At 40.0% G+C, this 24,898-nt stretch carries 29 protein-coding genes; 12 read left to right on the top strand and 17 right to left on the bottom strand.

What is annotated here, in order from left to right; translation table 11 throughout:
* Nucleotides 1-14 precede the first annotated feature (14 nt).
* The 4 genes from DK865_RS06245 (at nucleotide 15) to flgL (ending at nucleotide 4,849) form a co-directional block, all read left to right on the top strand.
* Complete coding sequence (locus DK865_RS06245) at nucleotides 15-1,121, top strand: flagellar basal body P-ring protein FlgI (RefSeq protein ID WP_036912713.1); 1,107 nt, start codon at nucleotides 15-17, stop codon at nucleotides 1,119-1,121.
* Nucleotides 1,121-2,107 (top strand): flagellar assembly peptidoglycan hydrolase FlgJ, encoded by a 987-nt coding sequence (flgJ, locus tag DK865_RS06240; RefSeq protein ID WP_023581822.1) that lies wholly within the window; start codon nucleotides 1,121-1,123, stop codon nucleotides 2,105-2,107. The genes DK865_RS06245 and flgJ overlap by 1 nt, the downstream gene beginning before the upstream one ends.
* A gap of 117 nt (nucleotides 2,108-2,224) precedes the next feature.
* A complete protein-coding gene (flgK, locus tag DK865_RS06235; protein WP_109391458.1) occupies nucleotides 2,225-3,877 on the top strand; it encodes a flagellar hook-associated protein FlgK in 1,653 nt (550 codons plus the stop codon).
* Nucleotides 3,878-3,904: 27 nt separating this feature from the next.
* The gene (gene flgL, locus DK865_RS06230; RefSeq protein ID WP_109391457.1) at nucleotides 3,905-4,849 is read left to right on the top strand and encodes a flagellar hook-associated protein FlgL; all 945 of its coding nucleotides are present in this window, start codon (nucleotides 3,905-3,907) and stop codon (nucleotides 4,847-4,849) included.
* An 87-nt stretch (nucleotides 4,850-4,936) separates the two neighbouring features.
* Here flgL and DK865_RS06225 read toward each other — a convergent pair whose 3' ends face one another.
* The 14 genes from DK865_RS06225 to fliF all read right to left on the bottom strand — a co-directional run bounded on the left by DK865_RS06225 (nucleotide 4,937) and on the right by fliF (nucleotide 16,588).
* Complete coding sequence (locus DK865_RS06225; RefSeq protein WP_109391456.1) at nucleotides 4,937-5,422, bottom strand: GNAT family N-acetyltransferase; 486 nt, start codon at nucleotides 5,420-5,422, stop codon at nucleotides 4,937-4,939.
* An 85-nt stretch (nucleotides 5,423-5,507) separates the two neighbouring features.
* Nucleotides 5,508-6,290 carry a flagellar biosynthetic protein FliR gene (fliR, locus tag DK865_RS06220; RefSeq protein WP_109391455.1) on the bottom strand — a complete coding sequence of 261 codons (783 nt, stop codon included), beginning with the start codon at nucleotides 6,288-6,290 and terminating at the stop codon, nucleotides 5,508-5,510.
* A 5-nt stretch (nucleotides 6,291-6,295) separates the two neighbouring features.
* Nucleotides 6,296-6,565: a flagellar biosynthesis protein FliQ gene (fliQ, locus tag DK865_RS06215; RefSeq protein ID WP_023581827.1), complete on the bottom strand. Its 270-nt coding sequence runs from the start codon at nucleotides 6,563-6,565 to the stop codon at nucleotides 6,296-6,298.
* A gap of 15 nt (nucleotides 6,566-6,580) precedes the next feature.
* Entirely contained in the window at nucleotides 6,581-7,351 is a 771-nt protein-coding gene (gene fliP / locus DK865_RS06210; RefSeq protein WP_023581828.1) for a flagellar type III secretion system pore protein FliP, read from the bottom strand.
* Nucleotides 7,351-7,797, bottom strand: coding sequence for a flagellar biosynthetic protein FliO (fliO, locus tag DK865_RS06205; protein WP_023581829.1), 447 nt, complete (start codon nucleotides 7,795-7,797; stop codon nucleotides 7,351-7,353). Before fliO ends, fliP begins: the two co-directional genes overlap by 1 nt.
* Before the next feature lie 3 nt (nucleotides 7,798-7,800).
* On the bottom strand, nucleotides 7,801-8,211 hold the full coding sequence (fliN, locus tag DK865_RS06200) for a flagellar motor switch protein FliN (RefSeq protein WP_023581830.1): 411 nt from the start codon (nucleotides 8,209-8,211) through the stop codon (nucleotides 7,801-7,803).
* Complete coding sequence (gene fliM, locus DK865_RS06195; protein WP_023581831.1) at nucleotides 8,204-9,235, bottom strand: flagellar motor switch protein FliM; 1,032 nt, start codon at nucleotides 9,233-9,235, stop codon at nucleotides 8,204-8,206. The genes fliN and fliM overlap by 8 nt, the downstream gene beginning before the upstream one ends.
* Nucleotides 9,236-9,240: 5 nt before the next feature.
* The gene (gene fliL, locus DK865_RS06190; protein ID WP_006533151.1) at nucleotides 9,241-9,723 is read right to left on the bottom strand and encodes a flagellar basal body-associated protein FliL; all 483 of its coding nucleotides are present in this window, start codon (nucleotides 9,721-9,723) and stop codon (nucleotides 9,241-9,243) included.
* Between the two features lie 177 nt (nucleotides 9,724-9,900).
* The gene (locus DK865_RS06185; protein ID WP_109391454.1) at nucleotides 9,901-11,304 is read right to left on the bottom strand and encodes a flagellar hook-length control protein FliK; all 1,404 of its coding nucleotides are present in this window, start codon (nucleotides 11,302-11,304) and stop codon (nucleotides 9,901-9,903) included.
* Entirely contained in the window at nucleotides 11,304-11,750 is a 447-nt protein-coding gene (gene fliJ, locus DK865_RS06180) for a flagellar export protein FliJ (protein WP_006533149.1), read from the bottom strand. The genes DK865_RS06185 and fliJ overlap by 1 nt, the downstream gene beginning before the upstream one ends.
* 36 nt (nucleotides 11,751-11,786) lie before the next feature.
* A complete protein-coding gene (gene fliI / locus DK865_RS06175) occupies nucleotides 11,787-13,154 on the bottom strand; it encodes a flagellar protein export ATPase FliI (RefSeq protein WP_109391453.1) in 1,368 nt (455 codons plus the stop codon).
* Nucleotides 13,154-13,873 carry a flagellar assembly protein FliH gene (fliH, locus tag DK865_RS06170; RefSeq protein ID WP_023581834.1) on the bottom strand — a complete coding sequence of 240 codons (720 nt, stop codon included), beginning with the start codon at nucleotides 13,871-13,873 and terminating at the stop codon, nucleotides 13,154-13,156. The genes fliI and fliH overlap by 1 nt, the downstream gene beginning before the upstream one ends.
* Nucleotides 13,866-14,864, bottom strand: a complete 999-nt coding sequence (gene fliG, locus DK865_RS06165) for a flagellar motor switch protein FliG (protein ID WP_023581835.1) — start codon at nucleotides 14,862-14,864, stop codon at nucleotides 13,866-13,868. Before fliG ends, fliH begins: the two co-directional genes overlap by 8 nt.
* Nucleotides 14,861-16,588, bottom strand: a complete 1,728-nt coding sequence (gene fliF / locus DK865_RS06160; protein ID WP_023581836.1) for a flagellar basal-body MS-ring/collar protein FliF — start codon at nucleotides 16,586-16,588, stop codon at nucleotides 14,861-14,863. Before fliF ends, fliG begins: the two co-directional genes overlap by 4 nt.
* 276 nt (nucleotides 16,589-16,864) lie before the next feature.
* Between fliF and fliE the strand changes: the two genes are divergently transcribed.
* The 8 genes from fliE to DK865_RS06120 all read left to right on the top strand — a co-directional run bounded on the left by fliE (nucleotide 16,865) and on the right by DK865_RS06120 (nucleotide 22,426).
* The gene (gene fliE / locus DK865_RS06155; RefSeq protein WP_004248328.1) at nucleotides 16,865-17,176 is read left to right on the top strand and encodes a flagellar hook-basal body complex protein FliE; all 312 of its coding nucleotides are present in this window, start codon (nucleotides 16,865-16,867) and stop codon (nucleotides 17,174-17,176) included.
* 556 nt (nucleotides 17,177-17,732) lie between these two features.
* Nucleotides 17,733-18,608 carry a hypothetical protein gene (locus DK865_RS06150; protein ID WP_036912721.1) on the top strand — a complete coding sequence of 292 codons (876 nt, stop codon included), beginning with the start codon at nucleotides 17,733-17,735 and terminating at the stop codon, nucleotides 18,606-18,608.
* Between the two features lie 169 nt (nucleotides 18,609-18,777).
* A complete protein-coding gene (locus DK865_RS06145; protein WP_109391452.1) occupies nucleotides 18,778-19,116 on the top strand; it encodes a GlpM family protein in 339 nt (112 codons plus the stop codon).
* A gap of 53 nt (nucleotides 19,117-19,169) precedes the next feature.
* Nucleotides 19,170-19,400 (top strand): DUF6500 family protein, encoded by a 231-nt coding sequence (locus DK865_RS06140; protein ID WP_023581838.1) that lies wholly within the window; start codon nucleotides 19,170-19,172, stop codon nucleotides 19,398-19,400.
* A gap of 104 nt (nucleotides 19,401-19,504) precedes the next feature.
* Entirely contained in the window at nucleotides 19,505-19,720 is a 216-nt protein-coding gene (locus DK865_RS06135; protein ID WP_023581839.1) for a hypothetical protein, read from the top strand.
* Between the two features lie 375 nt (nucleotides 19,721-20,095).
* Nucleotides 20,096-21,229 (top strand): hypothetical protein, encoded by a 1,134-nt coding sequence (locus tag DK865_RS06130; protein WP_109391451.1) that lies wholly within the window; start codon nucleotides 20,096-20,098, stop codon nucleotides 21,227-21,229.
* A 185-nt stretch (nucleotides 21,230-21,414) separates the two neighbouring features.
* Complete coding sequence (locus DK865_RS06125; RefSeq protein ID WP_109391450.1) at nucleotides 21,415-21,696, top strand: DUF2622 domain-containing protein; 282 nt, start codon at nucleotides 21,415-21,417, stop codon at nucleotides 21,694-21,696.
* Between the two features lie 259 nt (nucleotides 21,697-21,955).
* The gene (locus DK865_RS06120) at nucleotides 21,956-22,426 is read left to right on the top strand and encodes a GNAT family N-acetyltransferase (RefSeq protein ID WP_023581842.1); all 471 of its coding nucleotides are present in this window, start codon (nucleotides 21,956-21,958) and stop codon (nucleotides 22,424-22,426) included.
* A gap of 141 nt (nucleotides 22,427-22,567) precedes the next feature.
* On the opposite strand, the gene fliT is transcribed toward DK865_RS06120, so the two are convergent.
* Genes fliT through fliD form a run of 3 tightly spaced genes read right to left on the bottom strand, consistent with a single transcriptional unit; the run spans nucleotide 22,568 to nucleotide 24,777 of the window.
* Complete coding sequence (gene fliT, locus DK865_RS06115) at nucleotides 22,568-22,921, bottom strand: flagellar protein FliT (protein WP_023581843.1); 354 nt, start codon at nucleotides 22,919-22,921, stop codon at nucleotides 22,568-22,570.
* Nucleotides 22,922-22,939: 18 nt separating this feature from the next.
* Complete coding sequence (gene fliS / locus DK865_RS06110) at nucleotides 22,940-23,338, bottom strand: flagellar export chaperone FliS (RefSeq protein ID WP_023581844.1); 399 nt, start codon at nucleotides 23,336-23,338, stop codon at nucleotides 22,940-22,942.
* Nucleotides 23,339-23,358: 20 nt separating this feature from the next.
* Nucleotides 23,359-24,777, bottom strand: a complete 1,419-nt coding sequence (gene fliD, locus DK865_RS06105; protein WP_109391449.1) for a flagellar filament capping protein FliD — start codon at nucleotides 24,775-24,777, stop codon at nucleotides 23,359-23,361.
* Nucleotides 24,778-24,898 lie beyond the last annotated feature (121 nt).

Raw genomic sequence — 24,898 nt, 5'->3', positions numbered from 1 at the left:
TGAGTAGGGTCCAGATGAAAAAAATAGCGATGAGCCTTTTCTTTATCGTGATGACATGTGTTGGTTTTTCCGCTCATGCCGAACGGATCAGAGATCTCACCTCTGTTGAAGGGGTAAGAGAAAATGCGCTGATTGGTTATGGTTTGGTCGTGGGATTAGATGGAACGGGTGACCAAACAATGCAAACCCCGTTTACCACACAAAGTCTGAATAACATGCTCTCACAATTGGGGATCACAGTACCACCTGGCACCAATATGCAATTGAAAAACGTTGCTGCGGTAATGGTAACGGCAAAATTGCCACCTTTTGGTCGTACAGGGCAATCAATTGACGTCGTTGTTTCATCCTTAGGTAATGCCAAAAGCTTACGTGGTGGTACGTTGCTGATGACACCATTAAAAGGTGTTGATAATCAGATTTATGCTTTAGCACAAGGCAATATTGTTGTTGGGGGCGCCGGTGCATCTGCGGGTGGAAATAGCGTTAAAGTTAACCAGTTAGCGGGTGGACGTATTAGTAGTGGCGCCATTATTGAACGTGAACTGCCTTCGCAATTTGGTCAAACAGGTCTGCTGAACTTACAACTGAATGAAGAAAACTTCACGTTGGCACAACATATCTCCGATACCGTGAATAAATTACGCGGTGTGGGAACGGCTATTCCATTAGATGCCCGTACCGTTCAACTACGAGTTCCTATTGGTAAAAGCGAACAAGTCCGTTTCTTGGCTGAAGTTCAGAATCTTGAAATTAAACGTGTTGTTGCCGATGCGAAAGTGATCATTAATGCAAGAACTGGTTCCGTTGTGATGAATCGTGATGTGACATTAGGAAGTTGTGCTATTGCTCAAGGCAACCTTTCCGTTACCGTTGATAGCCAAGTCAATGTTAGTCAACCTAATACTCCGTTTGCGGGGGGAAGCACGGTTGTAACGCGTAATACTAGCGTGAATATGAGTGAACAAGGTGGCTCATTACAGAAAGTGAATGCCAGCGCAAGCTTAAACGAAGTGATCCGCACATTAAATGCACTTGGTGCAACACCAACAGATTTAATGTCAATTTTGCAAGCAATGGAAAGCGCGGGTTGCTTACGTGCGAGATTGGAGATTATCTGATGAAAGATTTATCTCTGCTTTCTTCAATGCCGACGATATCTGCGCCGGCATATGATAGTAATGCATTGAATAAACTTAAATATCAGGTTGGACAAAATGCTGATCAGCAAGGGCTGCGCCAAGTGGCGCAGCAACTTGAAGGTGTTTTCGTTCAAATGATGTTAAAAAGCATGCGTGATGCTATTCCTCAAGAAAGCATGTTCAACTCAGAAAGTACCAAGATGTACACCTCTCTTTATGATCAACAAATTGCTCAAGACCTATCACAAAAAGGCTTGGGCTTTGCTGACATGATAGAAAAACAACTTTCTGCCAAAGTCACGATGGAACCAAGTGAAATGGCTGGTAAAACACCGATGCCATTAGATGGTAGTGATATTTTTCAATCCATGCCAACGCAAGCATTGGGGCAAATTTATCGTGCGATGCAGCCTTATCAAAATGCAGTTGAAAGTACGATTGGTAAGCTTAAGGGCTTATCTGAAAGTAGTGCTTCTTTTGCATCCAAACTGTTAGGGCCTGCGAAACAAGCGACAGAAGGTACCGGTGTACACCATCTTTTAGTTGTTGCTCAAGCGGCGCTTGAATCAGGTTGGGGTAAACGTGAAATTTTAACAGGTGATGGTAAACCAAGTTATAACCTGTTTGGTATTAAAGCAGGAAGTAGTTGGAAAGGACCTGTCACGAATATCATGACAACTGAAGTGATCGACGGTAACTCGATTAAAATGCGTGATAACTTCCGTGTTTATGGCTCCTATGTTGAAGCGATTCAAGATTACCTCAGATTAATCACTGAAAGTCCTCGTTACGCCAAAGTACCTCAAGCTCAAACCCCTGAACAAGCGGCTTACCGTATTCAAGAAGCAGGTTATGCCACCGATCCGGGTTATGCGAAAAAACTGGTTTCAATTATTGGTCAATTAAAAGGAAGTGGTGAGCAAGTTGCTAAAACTTATACTCACGATTTAAGCGACCTATTTTAATCATTTTCCCCTCAAGTTTAGAGGGGAAGAACCGATAATAAAGACCAGAGCATCCATTTAACTTGCCAGCTATGCTCCGTGCATACGGGTGATGACTAAACGTAAAAGGATAGACAAATGTCCAACAGTTTAATTAATACAGCGATGAGCGGACTTAATGCGGCACAAGCTGCGATGAGCACTGTGAGTAATAATATCGCTAACCAAAATGTAAAATGGTACAACCGTCAAATGACTGTTTTTAATGAAAACAGTGGCACTATGACCGGTAATGGTTATATCGGTAATGGTGTTAATGTTAGCCGTATTCATCGTGAATATAACGAATTCCTTGCCGGTCAAATGAACCGTGCCATGTCAAAACAAAGTGCACTTAATAGTTATACCCAAAATATCTCGCAAATAAATGACTTATTAGCCGATAAAGGGAATGACGTTTCTAGCGCAATTGACGAATTTTTTACAAGCTTACCTAACGTTACCAATAATGCGGAAGATAACCCAGCGCGTACAACGGTTATTGGTAAAGCAGAAGCAATGGTCAATATGTTTGCTAAAGCAGACCAATCATTGCGCGATTTAGAGAAAGATATTAATAGCCAGGTGACAAACACCTCTAAAAATATCAATGAATATACAAAGCAAATCGCAAAATTAAATAACGAAATTAGCCGCTCTAAAGGTTTTAATGGCGCTGATCCTAACGATTTATTAGACCAACGTGATCGTTTAATTCAAGAGCTAAATACACTGGTTGATGTTCAAGTCACTCAACAGGATGGTGGTTTTGTTAACGTCACATTTGCTAATGGTTTGCCATTAGTATCAGGGACTCGCTCTTATGAAGTTTCGGCTATTCCATCAAATAAAAATAGCGAACGCCTTGTTATCGGTTATAGCAATGGTATCGATGAAGTTCGTGAAGTTGATGCAAAACGCATTAAAGGTGGCGAGCTTGGCGGTGCTTATCGTAGCCGTGAAGAAGTGTTAGATCCAAGTCGTAATCAATTAAACCAATTAGCGTTAGTGTTGGGCGATCAATTTAATAAACAGCATGAGCAAGGTTTTGATTTAAATGGCGATAAAGGTGAAAAATTCTTCGACCTTGGTGGTGCTCATGTCATGCCTAACGGTAAGAATAAAGGTGATGCAACCTTTGATGTAAAATATACCGACACTAAAGAAGTGAAAGCCGCTGATTATACGGTTAAATATGACGGTACTAAGTGGAATGTGACGGTAGAGCCGGGTGGTCGTAAAGTTGATACTAAAGTTGGTGCAACAGGCGAATTAGAATTTGAAGGTATAAGTATCAAAGTTAATGGTACACCACAAAAAGACGATTCTATTATTGTTCAACCTGTGGGTAATGTGATTGCAGGTATGAAAGTTGCGGTAACTGATCCAAGTAAAATAGCGGCTGCGGGTTCGTTAAATGCGGATGGTGAAACAGCACCAAGTGATAATGAAAACATGAAAAAGCTGTTTGAGTTACCTGATGCAAAAATTATTGATGGTAAAACAACGATTGCAGGTGGTTATGGCTCACTGATCAGTATGGTGGGTAATAAAGTGAATACCGCGCAAGTAGACTTTGATGCTCAGGTTTCTATTACTAAAAGTATTGTAGAACAACAGCAGTCTGTTTCTGGTGTGAACTTGGATGAAGAGTACGGTGAAATGTATCGTATTCAAGAATATTACATGGCAAATGCAAAAGTTATTCAAACTGCAAACAGTATGTTTGATGCGATTATGCAAGTTTTCTAAGCCTTCATCAGAATAAGGAATATCACTGTGCGTTTAAGTTCAAATCAAATTTTTAGTCAGCGCGTGGACAATATCACCAGTTCACAAAGCAAATGGATGACTGAAGGAAATAAAATCTCCAGCGGTCGTCGCGTTGAAAAGCCTTCAGATGATCCGATGGCAGCTTCTCAAGCGGTGATGGTGAAACAATCTGAATCACGTAACCAACAGTATGCGACAGCGCGTGGATTTGCAAAAAACAGTATGTCTTTGCAAATGAGTTTAGCCAGTCAAATGGTGAATATCACGACTAAAATTCAAGAAACACTGGTTGCTGCGGGTAATGACGCCACATTAAGTGATGAAGACCGTTCATCGCTTGCTGATCAATTACAAGGTTTAAAAGATCAGTTAGTCGGTATTGGTAACACAAAAGATGGGGTAGGTCGTTATATTTTTGCCGGTTTCCAATCTGATAAGCCTCCTTTTGTAGCGGATGCAACGGGTAAAATCACCTATCAAGGTGGTGATAAACAAATTACCCAAAAAGTAGATAGCAATATTGAAATGGTCACTAACTTCACTGGGATTGAAACATTACAATCTTCAGGAAGTAAAGGTACAGCTCCTGATATTTTTGAAGCATTAGATGGCGCTATTACTGCATTACGTGAGCCGTTAACAGGTAAACCACAAGCGGATCGTGATGCTGCATTAGCGAAAATTGATACGGCAAATAGCGTTAACCGCGCAACATTAAATAATATTTCTAGTGTTGAGGCGAAGTTAGGTTTACAACTTCAAGAGCTTGATAACTTAGATAATTTAGGTGCAGATACTTCTTTAAGAAATGCAAAACGTTTAAGCGAACTGCGTGACTTAGATTGGACACAAGCAATTTCAGATTATTATCAAGAAGAGTCTGTATTACAGGCTTCTTATAAAGTTTTTAACGACATGAAAGATATGTCGATGTTTAAGATGTATCGCTAATTTTTATAGTACTGTCTCGCGACATTTTGATATCTCCCCTGGTATTGATTTATCAGGGGATTTTTTTATTGAATACAACAGATAAATTCATTTTTTTAATGCCAGAAATAAAGTGTTTTCTTGTGTTGAAGCGGCTTTAAAACCATGATGAAGATAAAACGGTTTTGCCTTTTCTGTAAGAGCATGAACCATAATCGCGTTAACACCAATATTTTCAGCAACATGATAACAGCGTAAAACCGCATCTCTTAATAGATCCGCGCCAAGTCCTTTTACATGGAAAGAAATATCGATGGCAATTCCAGCTAAAATGATGACAGGTATTGGATCTGGCATATTGCGACGAATAGAGTTGATGACTTCAGTATGATTAACACTTCCTGTTGCTAAAGAATAATAGCCAACAACATAGTGGCTATTTTCTTTACAGACCACAAAAGTACGAGATACACCCAATAATTGGTTTTTGACACCGCTTTGCTTTATCCCGTTATCTAATACCATTTCACGACTATCAAAATCAGCGACTTCATGTGAACTTGATAACGACTCAAGCGCTGTTACTTTTCCCATTACGCATTGATGGCGAGAGTGAAAACAGATTAATTTTAATGAGTGAGCTGAAAAATAACGAATTAAACGTTAATAATCCGAAATCTTAAGAAACCAACTGTTGTAGTATTAAGGTAATACGATTAAACGTATCGCTAAAGACACGCTCTGTAAACACGGGGAGTGCAGGCATGATCATGGATAATGCTAACATACCGATAGTCAGCGTAAGAGGGAAACCCACCACAAAGACAGAAAGTTGTGGTGTCATACGGTTGAGAATACCTAATGAAAGGTTGAGGACTAAAAGTAGAGTGATTAATGGCATGGCTAACATCATACCGTTAATAAAGATTGTGCCACCGCTTTGAACTAAAGTGAGAAGACCTAATGAGTTAAAAGTCTGATTTCCAATAGGAACGACATAGAACGTATCAACTAATATAGACAATAGCCATAGATGGCCATCAAAGACCATAAATAATAGCATTGTGAGCATATTAAAAATACGTGCCAGAATAGGCATATTAGGGCCCCCTGATGGATCGACAAAGGTGGCAAATGAAAGCCCCATCTGTAAACCAATCACTTCACCCGCATGACGAACAGAAGCGAACGCCAATTGCATTGATAACCCAAGAATTGTGCCAATCAAAATTTGCTGTAACAGTACCCAAAAGGCAATAAGCGAGAATAAAGGCACATGACTTTGCGGTAAGCCTGGTGCAACTAATGCGGTAATTAAAAAGGCGAGCGCAATGCGAAATTTTTTAGGTGTCTGCTTTTCACTAAATAGCGGTGCAGTGCTAAAAAGGGCGAGTATACGCACAAATGGCCAGAAAAAATCACTCATGTAGCCGTTAAGCATTTCACTGGTCAGGGTTATCATTGCTATTAACCAATCATCCCAGGAATGCCAGTAAATAAGTTATGCATATAATCGACAAGTAAACTTAACATCCAAGGACCCGCAACTAAAATAGCGGCTAATACAGCAAGAATTTTGGGAATAAACGACAATGTCATTTCGTTTATCTGCGTTGCAGCTTGAAGCATACTGATCACAAGACCCGTTATCAGAGCGGACAATAAAAGAGGGCCTGCTAGTGATAAAGCGATTTTCATCGCTTCAGTACCTAGTGCTAAGACGGATTCTGGTGTCATGGGGTTACCTCAGCGCTAATTAAAAAAGCTTTGTGCAAGCGAGCCTAGTATTAATTGCCAGCCATCGACTAAAACAAACAGCATGAGTTTAAATGGCAATGAAACTGTGGCAGGGGGCACCATCATCATACCTAGTGCCATCAACACACTGGCAACCACTAAGTCGATAATAAGAAAAGGAATAAAAATCATAAAACCGATTTGGAAAGCGGTTTTTAGCTCACTCGTAATATAAGCTGGCACCAAAATACGCATTGGTACACTTTCGCGAGTTTCAAACGCAGGTGCATCGGCAAGACGAGCAAATAGCGCCAAGTCAGTTTCACGCGTTTGTTGCATCATAAACTGACGTAGCGGTTTCGAACCATTCTCTAAGGCTTGCTCGAAGGTAATTTGATCTTCAGTAAATGGCATATAGGCATCTTGATAAATTTTATCAAAAACGGGTGCCATTATGAAAAAAGTCATAAATAACGCCAAACCTAGAACCACTTGGTTTGGTGGCGCAGAAGGTGTACCTAAAGCATTACGTAATAGTCCAAGGACAATAATAATACGAGTAAAACTTGTCATCATCAGCAAAACAGCCGGAATAAACCCCAATGCTGTAATGAAGATTAATGTTTGTACAGGTAATGACCAACTTTGACCACCACCCGGTAAAGGCTGTGTAATAACACCCGGAAATTGGGCAAACGCACTGCTAGGTAACAAGATTAAAACCAGCACACTAGCGAAGAGACGCCAACGCTTTAATGCGTTAAAAAAAGTGACACACTGATGCATTATGAGTTGCCTTTATCTCGCTTTAGCGTTTTTTGTAATATTTGAGTAAACAAGGGCGATGTTGGTGATGAGGTCGCTTCCTGCGAGGCTTTATCAGGGACGGGTAATTTATGCAGCAAATTGACCTGCGATGCAGTTACCCCTAATACGAGCCATTCCTGTTCTATTTCAACCACCACCACGCGTTCTTTCGCACCTAATGAACAACTTGCTTTGACGCTAAGTTGTGCTGTTGTTCCTTTAAATGAACCACGGGTAAAGCCAAAGCGGCGAAATAACCACATAGCAACAATAATAAGAACGATGATGCCTGCAAGCGCCGTGCTAACTTGAGCAAGGCTTTGACCTACAGGCAACGGTTGTGTAGGTGTTTGAACAGTTTGTGTTGTAGCGGGTGCGGTAGTATTTACCGCACCTTGGCTGGAAAAGGAAGGAAGCTGTTCCATAGATTAACGGCTCAGACGACGCATACGTTCTGATGGTGTAATGATATCGGTAATACGAATACCGTATTTATCAGAAACAACCACAACTTCACCTTGAGCAATTAAATAGCCATTGATAAGAATATCAAGAGGCTCACCAGCTAAACCATCCAGTGAAACGACAGAACCTTGTGACAGGCTAAGTAATTTTTTAATGGTCATTTTGGTGCGACCTAACTCTACTGTTAATTTGACTGGAATATCCATAATCAAATTGATGTCAGATAGATGGTTCAGTGCATCGTCTTCAGGTAAAAGATGTTCAAATAGATCGGAACTATTATCCTGGCTTTTCCCAGTTTGCTGTTCCATTGCATCAGCCCACATATCCTCAGCCGATTGTGAATTATCAGTTGGGCGATTTGCATCACTCATTGGTTTGTTCCTCATCCAGAGCGTTTAAAACAGGGTTAATTAGGTGTTCAACACGAAGGGCATATTGCCCATTTACTGTACCGTATTGGCTTGTTAATACGGGCACACCATCAACATGTGCAATCAATCTTTCTGGTTTATCAATCGGGATAACATCCCCTTCTTTCAGGGTTAACACTTTTGATAAACGCAGTGGGATGTCAGTAAAGTTTGCAACCAGTTCAAGTTCTGAATGCTGAACTTGGTTGACTAAACTATCTAACCAAACCCCATCTTCTTGACGAACATTTTCAATTGGTGGATTGATCAGTCGTTCACGTAATGGCTCAATCATGGCGAACGGAATACAAATACTAAATTCCCCAACCATTGAACCAATTTCTACCTGAAAAGGTGTCGTAACAACAATGTCGTTCGGTGATGAGGTGATATTGGTAAATTTCACCTGCATTTCAGAACGAACATATTCCACCTGAATTTTGAATATGGAATCCCAAGCATCACGGTAGGCATCAAGTGCCAGTTTCAACATTTTGTTGATGATCCGCTGCTCTGTGTTGGTAAATTCACGTCCTTCCACAGGGATTGGAAAACGACCATCACCACCAAACAGGTTATCTACCGCGATATAAACCAGATTAGGTTCAAAGGTAAATAATGCTGTTCCTCGTAAAGGCTTTAAATGCACCAAGTTAAGATTTGTTGGCACAGGTAAGTTACGAGCAAAGTCGTGATAAGGGTGAATTTTAACGCCACCAACAGTAATGTCAGGACTCCGACGGAGCATGTTAAACAGCCCCATACGGAATTGACGAGCAAAGCGTTCGTTAATAATTTCTAACGACTGTAAACGTTCTCGAACCACACGACGTTGCGTGTTGGGGTCATAAGGCTGAATATCCGGTTCATTCGGATCCTTCGCTATCGCAGGTTCCCTGTTCGCGCTTTTTTTGGCGTCGTCACCTGATGTGTCATCATTCAGCAGAGCATCAATCTCTGCCTGTGAAAGGATATTATCGCTCATAATGATTATCGCAGAATAAACGTGGTAAACAGTACATCGGAGAGGATCTGTTCAGATTCTCCCGGTACGAGAGTCGGTCTCAGCGTTTCTTTTACATCCGTCATTAGCTGGAGTTTTCCATTGTCTGTCGCGAGCTTATTAGCTTGTTGACGAGAAAGCAGTAATAACAAGCGGCTACGAACCTCAGGTAAATAATCATGTAGACGCTTACGAGTGTCTTCATTGTGCAATCTTAATGTGATCCCTATGTAGAGCACTCTGTCTAAGTGTTCTTCGTCATCAATTAGATTTACCGTAAAGGGTTCTAATGACATAAAAACGGGTGCTGGTATAACTTTTTGCTGACTTGTGCCCGCTGAACCTGATTTAGCATGCTTCAATGCCCACCAACTATATCCACCGAATGCCGCTGCAATAATGGCGATCACCAATAATACGATGATCAGAATTAAGCTATAGCTTTTACGTTCATTGCTGTAATTAGACATGGACAGTTAAATTCCTGTTTTGTAGTGGATACGTGTTCACTGTTGTGGACTTCCATATCCATCTAAATCAACCTTAATTATCCCGCTATTTCTGTTTTTTAATTGCAGAAACAGATGGGGAAAAAACCATTAACTCTTACGTTTATTGACATAGTGTGTCCTCCCAATACATTTGTATTAGGCAAAAATATCAACACCACCACGAGCAGATGCTAATTCTTGAGGCGTAAGGGTTATCTTTTGTAGTGCCGTTTCGGAGGCTAATTGCAGAGAATTACCCTCGCTTCCTTGATGATTATCGGCACCATCTCCACTAAATTGAGAGGAATCTGACATATTTTGTTGTTGCCAACTGTCAGATGTGTCGCTAGACACCTGACTCTGCGTGAGCTGGATCCCATTTTCAGAGAGTGCTTGACGCAATTGATTCATGGCATTTTCTAATACAGAACGAACTTGTCCGTTTTGTGAAGCAAGGTGTAACTGCGCTTGCCCATCTTCTATTTTCATGCGGATATGCAATGAACCTAGTTCTTCAGGGTGTAAACGTAGTTCTGCCTTTTGTAAGCCATTACGGCTAAACATCACAATTTGTTGATTCAGTTGCTGTTGCCACTCTTGTGTTCCCACTTGTGCATTTAATACCTGTGTTGCCATCGGTGAAAATTGCATTTGTGGTTGTGTTGAAGAGTGAGCATGACCCGTAATACTTTGTGATGCCAAAGAAGAAGAGGTAGAAAGGGTGTTGTGCAGATCGTTTTCTACAACACGATTACCTGTCACCATTTGCTGAGCAACATTGTCCGCTAATTTTGCATTTGCAACTTGCTTATCGCCGTTTAGCAATGCATTCACTTTTTCTGCTGTTGGCGTTAAAAGCGTGGCGATGCTATCGACTTTTTTCGCAGACGGCTTTTCTGTTTGATTCGCACCGACAAGTGCACTTTCTGTTGCTAATGTTGCTGTCTCTGGACGTAGCTGGGTTAACAAAGACTTTTCATCTGATTTTGATAAGTTTAGCTTGTCGGTAAGGTTGAAGTCCGACATATCGCTATCTTTTGAAATAGTACGCGCTAACGAGGCTAAACCTGCATCATGTTTAACTGATTGAGGCTGTTGTAATGCTTGAGTCAGTTGTTCTGAGGGTAGGGTTAGACGTTTTAATCCAGGGAGTCCTGCTAACTGAACGGGAAGCTCAGCGGCAAGCTCTTCTGCTGACATTAATAAAGAAGGGGTTTTATTTTCAACAATCGCCGCAAATTGTTCATTATCCGGCAAAGTCAGAGCCAATTGAGGTTTCTCAAGAGAGGACTCTTCTATCACATTGGGTTCTGTCGTGACAGACGCAAGATGACTATCATCTTCTTTTGTTTTGTCTTCATCAGAGTGTGAATGTGCTTTGTTTTCTTTTGTTGAATGGTTTGTGATATTGGCTGTCTTTTTATCACTCTGTGCATTTTGGGGTTGAGAGCCCAAAAGCTGAGCAAATGTCGGGGCATTATCACCGGGCTGACTATTTGAAGCGGATGTCGTTCCCGAAGAGGCTGCAGCGACATCCATGGTCAGAAGCGTTATCTCCATCAAGTTGTTCTCCGTAAAGTACTACGCTGTGCGTACTCGTCCATTTGTTTCTGTTCAATACGATCAAGATGTCGCTTACGGCTATCTTCAGCACGTTGCTCCAAAGTCTCAAATGCATTGAGTCGTTGCTGTTTTTCTCGCCATTGTTCAGTTGCAAGATCGAGCTGCGCCTGCCAATGTTGAAGTTGTTGTTTATGTTGTTCGATAGTCAATTCGAGCGTTTTGAGAAATTGTTGGTAGTTTTGCCACGATGCTGACGACATCCCCCCCAAATTCAACGTTTCATTTAGACGTACACGGTATTCATCCTGATACCCAATCAACATATTGAGTTGCTGTTCCATTTGTTGATGACTCTGCCGGACCTGAGCCAGTTGAATAGCGGCTTGTTCAGCCGCTGTCTGTGCCAGTTCTCTCAGTGTCACTAAAGGTGACTGCTCCCGCATTGGAACCCTCTTTACTTTCTCTGATTATGTTCAGAATTAGTTTACTGTGATCAGTTGATTAAGTTGCTCACATGCACTTTGATAACTGCATTGCTCTTGGATATCTTGTTGTAAGAACTTCGCGAGGGACGGATAAAGTGCAATGGCTTTATCAAGCATAGGATCACTCCCCGCCGCATAAGCCCCTACGTTAATTAAATCGCGGTTACGTTGATAACTCGACAACAGCTGTTTAAACACTTGTACGCGACGATAATGTGTTTTATCAATTAATGACGTCATTGCACGGCTTATAGACGCTTCGATATCGATAGCAGGGTAGTGCCCAGATTCTGCAAGAGAACGCGAAAGCACAATGTGACCATCTAAAATCGCACGCGCAGAGTCTGCAATGGGATCTTGTTGATCATCACCTTCTGTTAGCACAGTATAGAAAGCCGTGATAGAACCCCCACCATCAACGCCATTTCCCGCACGTTCGACTAGTGCAGGCAATTTAGCGAAGACAGACGGTGGATAGCCTTTGGTTGCAGGCGGTTCGCCTACAGCAAGGGCGATTTCACGTTGTGCCATACTGTAACGGGTGAGTGAATCCATAATCAGTAAGACATGTTTTCCGCGATCACGAAAATCTTCTGCAATACGTGTTGCATAAGAAGCACCTTGCATACGAAGAAGCGGTGATACGTCAGCCGGTGCAGCGACAACCACGGAGCGCGCTAAACCGTCAGTACCGAGAATGTTTTCGATAAAGTCTTTAACTTCACGTCCACGTTCACCAATTAATCCAACAACAATGACGTCAGCTTGAGTAAAACGCGCCATCATGCCTAATAGCACACTTTTACCGACACCAGAACCGGCAAAAAGCCCCATACGCTGACCACGACCCACGGTTAATAGTGAGTTGATTGCGCGCACACCTACATCCAATACATCAGTAATAGGGGTACGTTGTAGTGGGTTGATTGGTGGAGTGATCAGTGGGGCACGATAACCTGTATCAGGTGGTGGTAAACCATCTAAAGGGTAACCAGAACCATCTAAAACACGCCCTAACAGCGCATCTCCAAGAGGTAACTGGCGACCTTCATTTTCACCACCCGGAGTGGCCTGTGCGTAAACACGGGCACCCGGTGTTAATCCCTCGACTTCCTGTAAAGGCATTAACAACATTTGGCTACCATTGAACCCAACGACTTCACTTTCAACTTCTTCAACCGTTTTACCAATAGTACGTTCTATTAAGCAGGTAGAGCCAAGAGGCATAACAAGCCCCTTAGCTTCCATGACTAAACCTGTTGCTCTGGTTAAACGACCATATTGACGTACACGCGGGATTTTATTTAAACGCGCTTCGGCATCACTGAGTTTTTCTAACCAACGCCCCAATCTTGCTGTCATTACAACGCCTCCGGAGCAGCAAGACGACAAAGTTCATGCCAACGAGTTGCAATCGTGGCATCAAGATCGCCATCATTTGTCACCACACGGCATCCACCAACATGAATACTGTTATCGGCAACCACTTTCCAACCATGAGCAGAAAGTGAATCACCCAGCTCTTTTTCTATTTGTGGAATATGTTTTGGGTTAACTCTTAACTGTGGGTTGTTTGAGAACATTTGTTCTTGTTGCAACATTAAGGTTATTTGTGCCAGTAATGCAGATCCATCACAAACCGCAGGCTGACCTAAAACTTCTTTTGCTGCGGTGAGGGCGATTTGCATTAAACGTGAAGCAATAACACTGTCTAACCCGTTTAAAGAGTGCCTAAACTCCGCTAACAATCCTTGCCATTCATTAATTAATGGTGATTGTTGAGCAATGCCTTGGCGAATACCTTCTTCAATACCTGATTGTAATCCAGCCTGATAGCCTTCCTGATAACCCTGGTTTTTCCCTGCCTCAAAGCCTTCAGCGTGGCCCAATTTCTGGGCCTTGTCTTTCATGTCATCAAGCATATTAATTTGCTCAAGGACTTTCTGTTGCTGAACGACTTCTTTTTCCTGTTTTTCGACTTCCTTTTCGTCTTCTGTCGTTTCCTCGACAGTTAATGCCCAATCAGTGAGTTCTTTGGGAACCCAAGGCTTCCAGTTAGTATCAGTATGTTTATCAGACATAGGTATCGTCTCCTCCATGAAGAACAACCTCTCCAGTCTCTGCTAATTTGCGTACCACAAGCAGAATAGCTTTCTGCTCTGCTTCCACTTGAGACATTCGAACAGGGCCGCGAGAACTCAAGTCATCACGCATGATTTCAGCAGCACGTTGCGACATATTGTTGAGGAAGTGATCGCGCAGCTCTTGATCGCATCCTTTCAATGCCACAACCAAGGAGTCGGATTCCACTTCCTGTAGAATGCGCTGGATAGAACGGTTGTCGATATCGATAAGGTTTTCGAACAGGAACATTTCGTCGATAATTTTTTGTGCCAATTCGCCGTCGTAATCGCGAACCGCAGTAATGACATTCTCTTCTTGCTGACTCTTCATCAAGTTGATGATTTCAGCAGCAGTACGAACACCACCCATTTTACTGCGTTTGAGGTTTTGACCATCAAGCAGGTTATTCAGAACTTCTGTTAATTCTGCTAATGCTGACGGTTGAACACCACCAAATGTTGCGATACGTAACATCACATCATTACGTAATTTCTCATCAAACAGTGCCAGAATATCGGCTGCTTGACCCCGTTTGAGGTGAACCAAGATGGTTGCGATAATCTGCGGATGTTCGTCGCGGATAATATCGGCAGCCATTTGTGGCTCCATAAAGTTAAGTGTCTCGATACCCGTCGTTGTTTCGCGAGTTTCTGAGATCTCATCTAATAGATTATTTGCGCGTTCTTCACCCAAGGCTTTAACAAGAACAGAGCGTAAATAGTCGTTCGCATTGACGTTCAATGCCGCGTATTGAACAGCGTCTTCTTCAAAGCTTGCCATAACATCAATCAATTGCTGATTTGAGATATGGCGCATTGAAGACATTGCAATACTCAGTTGTTGAACTTCGCGTGTACTTAGATGTTTAAATACTTCCGCCGCTCGGTCTTCACCGAGTGTTAGTAACATAACGGCGCTTTTTTCGGTTCCAGTTAAGTTATTACTCATTGTTCTTTACTCATCCATTGACGAATGACCATTGCAACGACACGAGGGTCTTTCTCTGCCATTTCACGGATACGTTGGCTCTGCAATTCGGCACTGACACGTTTACGTGCTTGTTTACGTCTTGCTTCGTCATCTAATTCTGCTTCATCAACATCATCTTTAACTTGTAGCTTAGTTTTCAGCACGGCTTTCTGTGCGGCAATTTCAGCTTCACGGCGTTTTTCAAGCTGTGGTTTCACCAGTTTGCGCCATAAGATCCATGCGAGGATGACAAGTAATAACCAGCGACCTAAATCTAATGCTTTCGCAAGAATTTCTGGATTTTCCCATACAGGAACGGTGATCACTTTCTCTTCAATATCGTTGAACTGCGAGTTCACGACACTTAAAGAGTCACCACGTTCTTGGGAATAGCCCATCGCTTCACGGACAAGCCCTTCAATTTGCTGAATTTGCTCATCAGTTAGCGGAACAAGTTTAGTTTCAACAACAGGCTCTTCGCCTTCAGCCGCTTCTTTCTTATCTTCAACTGTTTTGTAGTTCACAATAACAGCGACAGAAAGACGCTCGACATTGCCTACTGGACGCTTGATATGGCGAATTCGGCGATCAACTTCATAGTTGGTTGTTTCATCTAAACGGCTATTGCTGTTTGGATTACGTGTTAATGTGCGATTCGTACCAGTTGCATTAGCGTCATCTGTTTTCTCACCTTCTTGCGCTTTTGGCGTTTCAATCGGCGCTTGTGGTGGAGCAACAGGCTGATTAGATAATGCACCAGGAACACCGCCAGCTAACATGCCACCATTTTGCTCACTTTGGCTCAACTGCTTTGAACGCACAGCGGCTTGATTAGGTGGTTGGTTTGGTTTGTACTCTTCTGCTGTCTCTTCTGTATGAGAGAAATCAACTTGAGCAGTCACCTGCGCATGAACGTTTCCACGACCCACAATTGGACCTAATAACGTTTCAATACGTTGCTGATAACGGCTTTCTAGCTCTTGAACATATTTCAGTTGGATAGAGTTAAGATCGCGACCTAACGCATCAGGCTGTGTCAATAATTTGCCACTTTGGTCAACGATGGTCACACTGCTGTCAGGCATACCCGCGACACTGCTCGCAACGATATGCACGATGGCATTAATTTGACCTTCGTCCAGTGCTCTACCCTGTAAAAGACCCACCGTAACGGATGCAGAAGGGGATTTCTGTTCACGAACAAAAAGAGATGGTTTCGGTAGTGCTAAATGAACTCGAGCATTTTGTACAGGACCTAATGTCTCGATAGTGCGAGCAAGCTCACCCTCAAGTGCACGTTGATAGTTAATCTGTTCACTAAATTGGCTGATCCCGAACTTTTCTTTATCTAACAGTTCAAAACCGGCAGCACCGCCTTTTGGAAGTCCCGCTTGCGCGAGTTTCAGGCGTAATTCATGAACCTGATTGTCAGGTACCATAATCGCCGCGCCATTTTGTGACAAGCGATAAGGTACATTCATCTGTGTTAACTGTGTGACAATTTCGCCACCGTCTTTATCGCTAAGATTACTATAAAGCACTTTATAATCAGGGCTTTGTAACCATAAAAATGCAGCAACAAAAATGGCAATCGCCGCCGAACCCGCAATAATGAGCGGAATTTTCGGATCGGCTTTTATCCGGTTAATAATGGCGTTAAAACCCTTATTCTGGTTCACAACGTCGGTTTTTTCGGCATTCATAGACAATCCTTGCCTTGTAGTTCGGGATGAATACTAAAAGCGTGGCGTAACAAAACAGACTCCCCTTACGCAAATAAATAAACCTACTCTCAGGTGTCTCATTATTGGCCTTTTGCGTTTCATTTAATGGCGTAATTAGCCCTTAACTTTTGCGTTAATTACTCGCTTTGGAATGAAGCCCCTGTGTTAGGGTATAACTCGGTAAGCGTGTTGGTTCACTTCCTTACTATGACATTGATTCAGTAATTGAATTAGATGATTAACGCAGAGGTTTATATGTCAATTCCAGCTATTGAAAGTGTTCTGGATAAAATGCAAATCCAGACTTTGCAAGCATCCAATATTGCGAAACCCCAGCCAGTACAAGCAGGATTTGCAACTCAGCTTGTTCAAGCCGTGGGTAAAATTAATGAAACTCGAGTGAATGCAACCAACAAAGTTCAAGCGTTTACCTTAGGTACACCGGGTGTTGAATTAAATGATGTGATGGTGGACATGCAAAAATCCAGTATCTCATTACAAATGGGCGTCCAAGTCCGTAATAAGCTTGTCGCCGCGTATCAAGAAATCATGAGTATGCAGGTGTAGTACCTTATCATTTGATAACGGTAGCTTTTCTTTTATATAACGATAAAGAAGCACCTAATCAAAACAGAATGGGGCAACTTGCTCAAGATCATTGAATAGATGATATAAGCTTTCGAATGTCATTAAACATTCGAATACTTCTACTATTGTTTGCTATTGATGATAATGAGCGCCCCGATTTGTACAAAAAGAATATACACATCATTTTATTGATGTGCGCTTTTGCACATCTATATCAAAGCAACTCGCTCTTTTGTCTCTTCTTATTTTCCAAAAAGAATAAAAGCAATTGTTAAATAAGTGACTTAACCTATGTTGGATTAGTTTTGTATAAAGCTCGGTTATCGTCTTTCTTCTTGATTTTTTCTATTTTATTTTTTCTTTATTTGATTAATCATAGATATATTATGTGTTATTTGTTTTTATCTATTTGATTATATTATCGTTATTTTATTTTTTAAAAATGAATAGAGAGATTGTTATTTAGCAAATAAACTGTATATTTAAACAGTGTTTTGATGTGTTAAATAATGGAAATGTAAATAAGGATATTATTATGTCAACTGTAACAACAAATAAAGCACTTGTTTTAAGCGGTGAAAGTAAAAATGCCATTCTAACGTTAGATGAGCAACTTGTTCATTGTATTGGTGAAAATGCCCAAATTATTCATACCGGCAAAAATATCAAAATTTATGATAATGAAGGCAGTGAAGATGACGAAGAGAACGGTACTATCAAGCACGGAAAAAATTCACTTTTTATTACCTCAGGTGAAGAAAGTTTTGTCGAAGCTTCAAGTCAATCAGTGACTTTTTCGTCTGGGCAAAGAGCGACGATTTCCCATGGTTATGATTCAGATGAAAATGGAACGCCTTTAGTAAAAAACACCATTGCTATTACAACAGGAGATGAAGCCATTATTTATGGTAATGCAGAGAATTCAATAGGTATTTCAACTGGCGATAATACTTGGGTGCAAGATCTTACGGAAGGCAGTATAGGTATTGCGACAGGAAATAACGCGAATGTTGTCTCTGAAGGTAACTTTAAAGCTGCCGCAATTTTTGGCGATCACTCTGAAATTAGTGGAATGGATGCCAGTTGTTCTGCTTTTGTTGGCGGGCAAAATTGTTCTGTTAATATTGGTGAGAATGGCTTGTTACTGTCTGAATTTCCTTTAAATGCACTGACTGCTGGCGCTAACTCAGTCATTGTTGTGGGGTGGCATGATGGTGAACGTAAACGTTTCTCAACTTATTACCAAGGGACTGATTTTGAAGGTGATGTTTATTGGGTTACAAAAGATCCTGAAACAGGGAAAAAAACGCAACACTATAGAAATAACACCTATAAAACAACAGAATTAGGTGAATTGGTATTAACAGGAACACAAGAAAGTGAAAAAGATATTTCTTGGCAAAAAGACTAATGTTTGTTTAAAGAACATTTAATCTGCTTTAAAGCTCAATAATTTTATTGGGCTTTTTCTAATGGTTGGTATTTAATCATATTTTAAACCACAAAAAATAAAATCAGCCCACATACAAATATGAATAGGTATGATAAAACTAAGGTTTTTATAACTTGATGAAAACACCATGGGATTACTGATTAAAGCGCTGATAGGCGCATTTGTAGTGGTATTAATCGCCGTATTATCGAAATCTCGTCATTACTATATTGCGGGGTTGGTACCGTTATTTCCAACGTTTGCGCTTATCGCACACTATATTGTTGGTTCTGAACGCTCAATTGAAGCGTTACGTACCACAATTATTTTTAGTCTATGGGCTGTTATTCCTTATCTGGTTTATCTCATTTCACTCTATGTGATGATCAACTATGTAAAATTATTTACAGCATTGGCGACGGCGGTTATCTGCTGGATTATCGCAGCTTGGTTACTTATTCAATTATGGAATAAATATCATGGATAGCGTATTTGTTTTTACTTATTTATTACCATGCAAAAAATAATATTAGAGAGAATATGAAAAAATCCCTACAACAAAAAATAATTCAAATATGCGATGACAAAATTTCAGCCAAAGGCGAGGGTGTGGGATTATCTTTTTATGCTTTTTTTGCCAATAAAAATGATGATCCTGAATTATTAATGGAAGCTGCAACATGGTGGATTATGACACATAAATTGGATCACTTTGAAAAAGCAGTAAAAATAAAAAAATTAGTACAATCAGAAATGAAAGAGTGCGCTTAATTTTCTTACGATGAAGTTCCTCTTTTTATAAAACGATTTTATTAAACTAAAAATTATTGATTATTATCACATTAAAGCGGGTCATAAACAGCTATGGTAATTGCATGATTAATAACGTAAACGGTGATGATATGGAATATTGGTTTATTGCGTATAAAGTGCGTTCCAGAAATGGTGATACCTACGCCGGACATAAAATTGTAGAAACAGAAAGTGGGATCACACCCCATATTGCGTTAGAAAAAGCATGTCAGGAAGTTGCTGAAGGAGCACAAGCTGATATTCCTGCGGTGAGAGTAGTTGCTTTTAATCGTTTATAAGACATTCTACCTAATAGAAAATCCTACATTTAATGAATTGACCCCAGTTCATTAATTAATGTGGGATTTTTTTTATCTAAATTTCAGAATTGATTATTTAATGCACTTTATTTATCAACAGATTTACTAATAGAAATAATAAAAAAATAAGGTATCCACTTATATAATTTAATTACATTGATCTGATAGAGCTTTTTTATTTATTTTATTTAATTAAAATTTAATTATGTGATCTCGGCTCTACTAATTTGCTTTTACCCATTGAATAAAAAAAGTCCTATGGTTAATGTGCTGGTGAGCTAAGGAATAGCTCAATACAAGGAAATAAAAATCATTATTTTGATTTTTTAGTTATTAATAAAAGGAAATTTAATTATGACAGTATTAACCGTTTATTTATGTGGTACGGGATCTAACTCATTTGATAATAATAATCCGACTTTCTGGCAAGGCGAATTAGTCTCCACTCTAGCGCAAAACAACCAAGGAAGAGAGTTTGCACAGTGGTTTATTGTTGATGGCCCGGGTAGTGGTAATTTGCAAGAAGATGATTTATGGGTTGAAAGCCCTAACTATTCTGATATCAAGGGGTCGTTATTTGGTAGTGGTTGGGAAGAAAATGTTAATCACGCACTTTGCTTAATGAAAGGTAACTTTGATTGGCAACGTGAAAAGTTAACAGAAGAGCAGTATAACCAGCTGAAAAAAGCTGGTATTCCTATTGAAGATGTCAAAGTTACAGGCTCTTTTTTATGGCGTAAATATGACTATGGCGACCGTCAAGTCACTCAGCAACAACTTCAACAGCAAATTATTCGCATCTTTCGCAAAGATGGCATTATTCCAACACAAGTTAACTTAGTGGGTTGGAGTCGTGGCGGTATTACATGCCATATGTTAGCGAATGCGATGTTGGCAGATCCTCAATTAAAAGATATTCCAGTGAATATTTTTGCTATTGACCCTGTTCCAGGTCCACTGAATTTCCAACCTGAAAAAGTCACGCTTGGTAAAAACGTCAAAGAATATGTCGGATTTTATGCAAGAGATGAGCGCTCTAAAGGATTTACTTGCGTGATCCCAACCGTCGCTGCTGATACTAAAATGCATATTTTCCCGATTTCAGGACGCCACGCTACATTAGTCGGTAATGCTTCTATTGATGGTAGTGAAGGTGAAAATGCATTATATGCACCGGGTTTAGTGGTTCGCCATTTTGCAGAAGTTTGTTTAACTCGCTGGGGTTGTGATTTAGCAAATAAATTAGCCTTAATGGATACACAAATTACGGGCTATCACACCGATATTGCTAATGATGCAGATAAATATATAGCAATGCGTCGTAAAACCTATTCTATCCATGAAAGTACGGGTAAAGATGAACGTAAAGTCTCATTAGGTAAAGAGGGTAAAGCATTCTCTGAAATCCATGGTGAACAATATAGCCCATCAGTAGGTTTAACTGCAGATTATTTGTCTAATCAGCAACTCTACGATGTGATTAAATAAATTATTATTTATCATATTATTGTGATCTAATTTGTCGCCCACAGTGAAGTGGGCGATTTCTCTTTCAATCATTATCACATTATTTATCACAGTTTCTTACTAGGAAAATGATTGTTGATTTAATATACTTCCTTTCGAGAGCTAACAGAATTTTATTAGACATAGACAGACTGTAGGAGGTTTCTATGCCTGAGTTTACTGTTAGAGTAGAGTTATCCGATCCTGAAAATGCAGATTATGTGTTATTAACACAGAAGATGGTAAAAGAAGGGTTTAAAAAAGAGATTGATGGTTTGAAAGGTAAATATGTTCTGCCTCATGCAGAGTTTAATTATCATACTGAAACTAAAGATCACAAAGAAGTTATCGAGTTGGCTTTTTCAATTGCAGAAAAAATAACCTTAAATCCTGCCATTTTAGTGACAGAAGTAAAAAACCGAGCATGGAAAGGGTTAGAGCGACTTTGAGATTATCTTTATAAATAGATAAGCAAAGTCATAAAAGTCATAAAAGTCATCAAGGCTCGTGGGGGAGTCTGAACGTATTGAAATTAACGGTTTTATCGCCTATCTTTCTGCATTGAGTATTTATTCTTCTGTATTTTTCACTAGCAAAACGCACCATCAACATTATCATTTCATTATTTATAGTACACACAATTTTGTCGATGATATTGCATTATCATTGATTGTTTTGTTATCACTTTTAAACCATGGGATAAAGTGCATGAATTGGATTTTAAAATCATTTTCACAACTCACCACTGATGAACTTTACGCTATTTTGGCATTAAGAAATCAGGTTTTTATTTGTGAACAGCAATGTGCTTATCAAGATCTGGATGGGCTAGATCAAAATACCTTACATTTGTTTGCCAAAGAGGAAGATAGCCAGCAACTCATGGCTTATGCTCGTTTGTTGCCACAAGGTATTGCATTTAAAGAAGCCTCAATAGGGCGAGTGATTGTGGCTCAAAATCAGCGGGGAAGTGGTATTGCTCATCAGTTAATAAAAGAGGCGATTGCAACGACATGTCGTCAATTTAACACCGATACAATCAAAATAATGGCACAGGCTTATTTAATCTCATTTTATCAATCACATGGTTTTATTATCGATTCGGAAACGTATCTTGAAGATAACATTCCACATATTGATATGGTGTTAGTGCAATCTGTACAATCTATGTCTATGTAATCAAAAATAAAAAACAAAAATAAAAAGTGGTAGACGTTGGTTTTTACGTTACCGATAACAAGTTAAGCTGAATAATAAGCGTGATTTTTTCTAAGTAAAGACGCCATTAGCTAATAAAACCGCTTTTGGCGCAGAGGAGAGTTATTTAAGATTGAGATCAGGATAATAACTATGTTCTGTAAACTGACCATAGCTATTTTGTACCCTCTGCTCTTGTTCAGTCTGTCTTATTAATATGCCAAGCTCATCTAAACGAGCTCGTAATAAATTTCGCGTCTCATTTTCGTTTTCTAAGATTTTCTTTAGCATATCCGTGAGGCGTTGTTGTAGTCTCAGCTCACCGTCAGCAGGTTTTATCATCTTAGTGATACTTTCTACGCTTTTTAAATAATCCATTTCCATTTCTATCAGCTTGTCCCATTGCTGATCTTTGGCAAGCGTTAACATTTGCTCACTTGATTTTAAAACATGCTCGTAAGCCGCCATAATATCCATATTGTTGTCCACTCTAATTTAATAAGAATTAATCTGTGTGCCGATTTGTTGCCAAGCATCAGAAATTTCAGTTAAGAGCTTGATGACTTCATGAATTTTCTCTGGATTATTTTTTAAGTTAGCATCGAGTAGCTGATTAACCATATAGTCATAAAGGAGCTCCAGATTCTCTGCGAGCTCGCCTCCTTTCTCTTTATCCAAACCTTGTTTTAATCCGTTACCAATAATATTAATCGCTTTAGAAATATTTTCGCCTTTACCAGCGATATTTCCTTGCTCCATTAAGATTAAAGCACGGCGAAGGGCGCTAAGCGCCCCATTAAATAGGATCTGGATCAGCTGGTAAGGCGTGGCATTTAAAATCTCGCTTTCAACGTCGATTTGAGCATACATTTTACTGGCTGATTGTTGATACATAATGTCCTACTTTTAAAAAATTACATTAATAAACGGCCAATTGAGGCACTGGAGTTAGTCATGGAGTTGACCATTTTATCTAACTGTTGGAACTGGTTTTTATAACGTTCCATCGTAGCGGCAATATTACGTTCCGTATTTTTAATTTGACTATCTAATGTTTTCTTGCGTTTTTTTACGCCATCAGTGGCAATATCTAAAGTACCATCATTAGATTGCAGGGTTTTCTTTAGGTAATTATAGGTTTGAGTACCAAAACCGGTCTCTTTACCATCACCCATAAAAAACTCTTTCACGTTAGCGGGTTTTTCTTTTAACGCTTCATCCAGTTTTTTGCTATCGATATCTAAAGAGCCATCAACCTTAAATTTAATACCCATTTTATTTAGGGTATCCATATCTGAGGTACCTTGTGAGCTAGTCACAAAGCTTTTTAGCTCAGACATAATCATACGACTGGTAGTATCACCCAGTAATACACCATTATCTTTTGATGCTGCTTCGCCTTTCTCTACTTGCGTGTATTTAGTAAGAGATTTGTAGGTACTGTTTAATTCGTTATAAGCGTCAGTCCAAGCTTGGATCGCTTTTTTCATTGGCTCAATATCACGAGCAACAGTCACTATTTCAGGCTTATCTGCATTGTCTTTATTATCAAACGTCGTTTTTTTAAGATTTAACGTGATCCCTTCAGGCGCATCTTTAATTTCATTGGTTTGACGCTCAATTTCAATACCGTTAATCGTTAATTTAGCATTGTTTGCTTTAACGATTTCTTGCATTGCGCCACTGTTAGATTTAGATGAATAACTAAGAAAATTATTTAGCTCATCATCACCCTCAACAGTGATTTCCATTTGTGAATCAGTACCCTCTTTACGAGAGGTCAGTACTAAGTGGTTAACACCATCTTTTGCTTTAACAATAGTCGCTGAAACATTACCCTCTTTTTTATTGATTGCATCACGCAATTCAATCATGGAGGTTTGTTCATCAGTTAGCTCAATACGTAAAGGTTCTTTCTCACCAGGCTGGGTAATCACTAAGGTGCGTTTATTACCATCACCTAATGTTTTTCCAATTGGTACTTTTACATCGCTTACTGCTTTTGATTTCAGTGTTTGTGCGTGAGCAATTTTATCTATTGAGACGGTATAGTTACCAATACTGGCTTTACCATCCGTCGTCACTTTAAAGGCATCAAACTCATCATCTACTTTTGTTGCAACAATTTCGTCAAATTTCTTTAAGTTTTCTGATGCTTTTTGTAACTTATCAAGTTGGCTACGGATCTTACCGTAAGCGGTAATTTGCGCTTCGTAGCTTTTCATCTGTTTATCTAGGGGTTCAAGGCGTTTATTTTCCGCCGCCTCTAATTGTGCCAATGTTTGGCTAAGAGGCATCCCTGAGCCCACGCCTAGTGAAGCAATACCAGCCATACCGGTCTCCTTTCTGTGTTCGTAAAATAATCCTCAAGAACCGTTATCGGTAGAATCGGCGAAAAGTTTACGTCTATTTGGTATTTTTGATGACGTAAACAGGCTGCCATATAGAAGCCTT

It is taken from the genome of Proteus cibi (assembly GCF_003144405.1).
In the GTDB taxonomy this organism is placed as follows: Bacteria; Pseudomonadota; Gammaproteobacteria; order Enterobacterales; family Enterobacteriaceae; genus Proteus; species Proteus cibi.
The sequence above is the reverse complement of the archived record's forward strand: the minus strand, read 5'-3'. Positions and strand labels throughout refer to the sequence as shown.

What these genes read in the sequence shown, in the direction of transcription:
- fliD (WP_109391449.1), bottom strand. Translation starts at nt 24,777, where the DNA reads ATGGCTGGTATTGCTTCACTAGGCGTGGGCTCAGGGATGCCTCTTAGC.
- DK865_RS06185 (WP_109391454.1), bottom strand. Translation starts at nt 11,304, where the DNA reads ATGGAGATAACGCTTCTGACCATGGATGTCGCTGCAGCCTCTTCGGGA.
- fliL (WP_006533151.1), bottom strand. Translation starts at nt 9,723, where the DNA reads ATGTCTAATTACAGCAATGAACGTAAAAGCTATAGCTTAATTCTGATC.
- flgJ (WP_023581822.1), top strand. Translation starts at nt 1,121, where the DNA reads ATGAAAGATTTATCTCTGCTTTCTTCAATGCCGACGATATCTGCGCCG.
- DK865_RS06245 (WP_036912713.1), top strand. Translation starts at nt 15, where the DNA reads ATGAAAAAAATAGCGATGAGCCTTTTCTTTATCGTGATGACATGTGTT.
- fliR (WP_109391455.1), bottom strand. Translation starts at nt 6,290, where the DNA reads ATGATAACCCTGACCAGTGAAATGCTTAACGGCTACATGAGTGATTTT.
- fliM (WP_023581831.1), bottom strand. Translation starts at nt 9,235, where the DNA reads ATGAGCGATAATATCCTTTCACAGGCAGAGATTGATGCTCTGCTGAAT.
- fliJ (WP_006533149.1), bottom strand. Translation starts at nt 11,750, where the DNA reads ATGCGGGAGCAGTCACCTTTAGTGACACTGAGAGAACTGGCACAGACA.
- fliF (WP_023581836.1), bottom strand. Translation starts at nt 16,588, where the DNA reads ATGAATGCCGAAAAAACCGACGTTGTGAACCAGAATAAGGGTTTTAAC.
- DK865_RS06145 (WP_109391452.1), top strand. Translation starts at nt 18,778, where the DNA reads ATGGGATTACTGATTAAAGCGCTGATAGGCGCATTTGTAGTGGTATTA.
- fliE (WP_004248328.1), top strand. Translation starts at nt 16,865, where the DNA reads ATGTCAATTCCAGCTATTGAAAGTGTTCTGGATAAAATGCAAATCCAG.
- DK865_RS06135 (WP_023581839.1), top strand. Translation starts at nt 19,505, where the DNA reads ATGATTAATAACGTAAACGGTGATGATATGGAATATTGGTTTATTGCG.
- fliP (WP_023581828.1), bottom strand. Translation starts at nt 7,351, where the DNA reads ATGCATCAGTGTGTCACTTTTTTTAACGCATTAAAGCGTTGGCGTCTC.
- DK865_RS06225 (WP_109391456.1), bottom strand. Translation starts at nt 5,422, where the DNA reads ATGGGAAAAGTAACAGCGCTTGAGTCGTTATCAAGTTCACATGAAGTC.
- fliS (WP_023581844.1), bottom strand. Translation starts at nt 23,338, where the DNA reads ATGTATCAACAATCAGCCAGTAAAATGTATGCTCAAATCGACGTTGAA.
- DK865_RS06140 (WP_023581838.1), top strand. Translation starts at nt 19,170, where the DNA reads ATGAAAAAATCCCTACAACAAAAAATAATTCAAATATGCGATGACAAA.
- fliH (WP_023581834.1), bottom strand. Translation starts at nt 13,873, where the DNA reads ATGTCTGATAAACATACTGATACTAACTGGAAGCCTTGGGTTCCCAAA.
- fliG (WP_023581835.1), bottom strand. Translation starts at nt 14,864, where the DNA reads ATGAGTAATAACTTAACTGGAACCGAAAAAAGCGCCGTTATGTTACTA.
- fliO (WP_023581829.1), bottom strand. Translation starts at nt 7,797, where the DNA reads ATGGAACAGCTTCCTTCCTTTTCCAGCCAAGGTGCGGTAAATACTACC.
- DK865_RS06120 (WP_023581842.1), top strand. Translation starts at nt 21,956, where the DNA reads ATGAATTGGATTTTAAAATCATTTTCACAACTCACCACTGATGAACTT.
- fliI (WP_109391453.1), bottom strand. Translation starts at nt 13,154, where the DNA reads ATGACAGCAAGATTGGGGCGTTGGTTAGAAAAACTCAGTGATGCCGAA.
- fliQ (WP_023581827.1), bottom strand. Translation starts at nt 6,565, where the DNA reads ATGACACCAGAATCCGTCTTAGCACTAGGTACTGAAGCGATGAAAATC.
- DK865_RS06150 (WP_036912721.1), top strand. Translation starts at nt 17,733, where the DNA reads ATGTCAACTGTAACAACAAATAAAGCACTTGTTTTAAGCGGTGAAAGT.
- flgK (WP_109391458.1), top strand. Translation starts at nt 2,225, where the DNA reads ATGTCCAACAGTTTAATTAATACAGCGATGAGCGGACTTAATGCGGCA.
- DK865_RS06125 (WP_109391450.1), top strand. Translation starts at nt 21,415, where the DNA reads ATGCCTGAGTTTACTGTTAGAGTAGAGTTATCCGATCCTGAAAATGCA.
- fliT (WP_023581843.1), bottom strand. Translation starts at nt 22,921, where the DNA reads ATGGATATTATGGCGGCTTACGAGCATGTTTTAAAATCAAGTGAGCAA.
- DK865_RS06130 (WP_109391451.1), top strand. Translation starts at nt 20,096, where the DNA reads ATGACAGTATTAACCGTTTATTTATGTGGTACGGGATCTAACTCATTT.
- fliN (WP_023581830.1), bottom strand. Translation starts at nt 8,211, where the DNA reads ATGAGTGATGCAAATCGCCCAACTGATAATTCACAATCGGCTGAGGAT.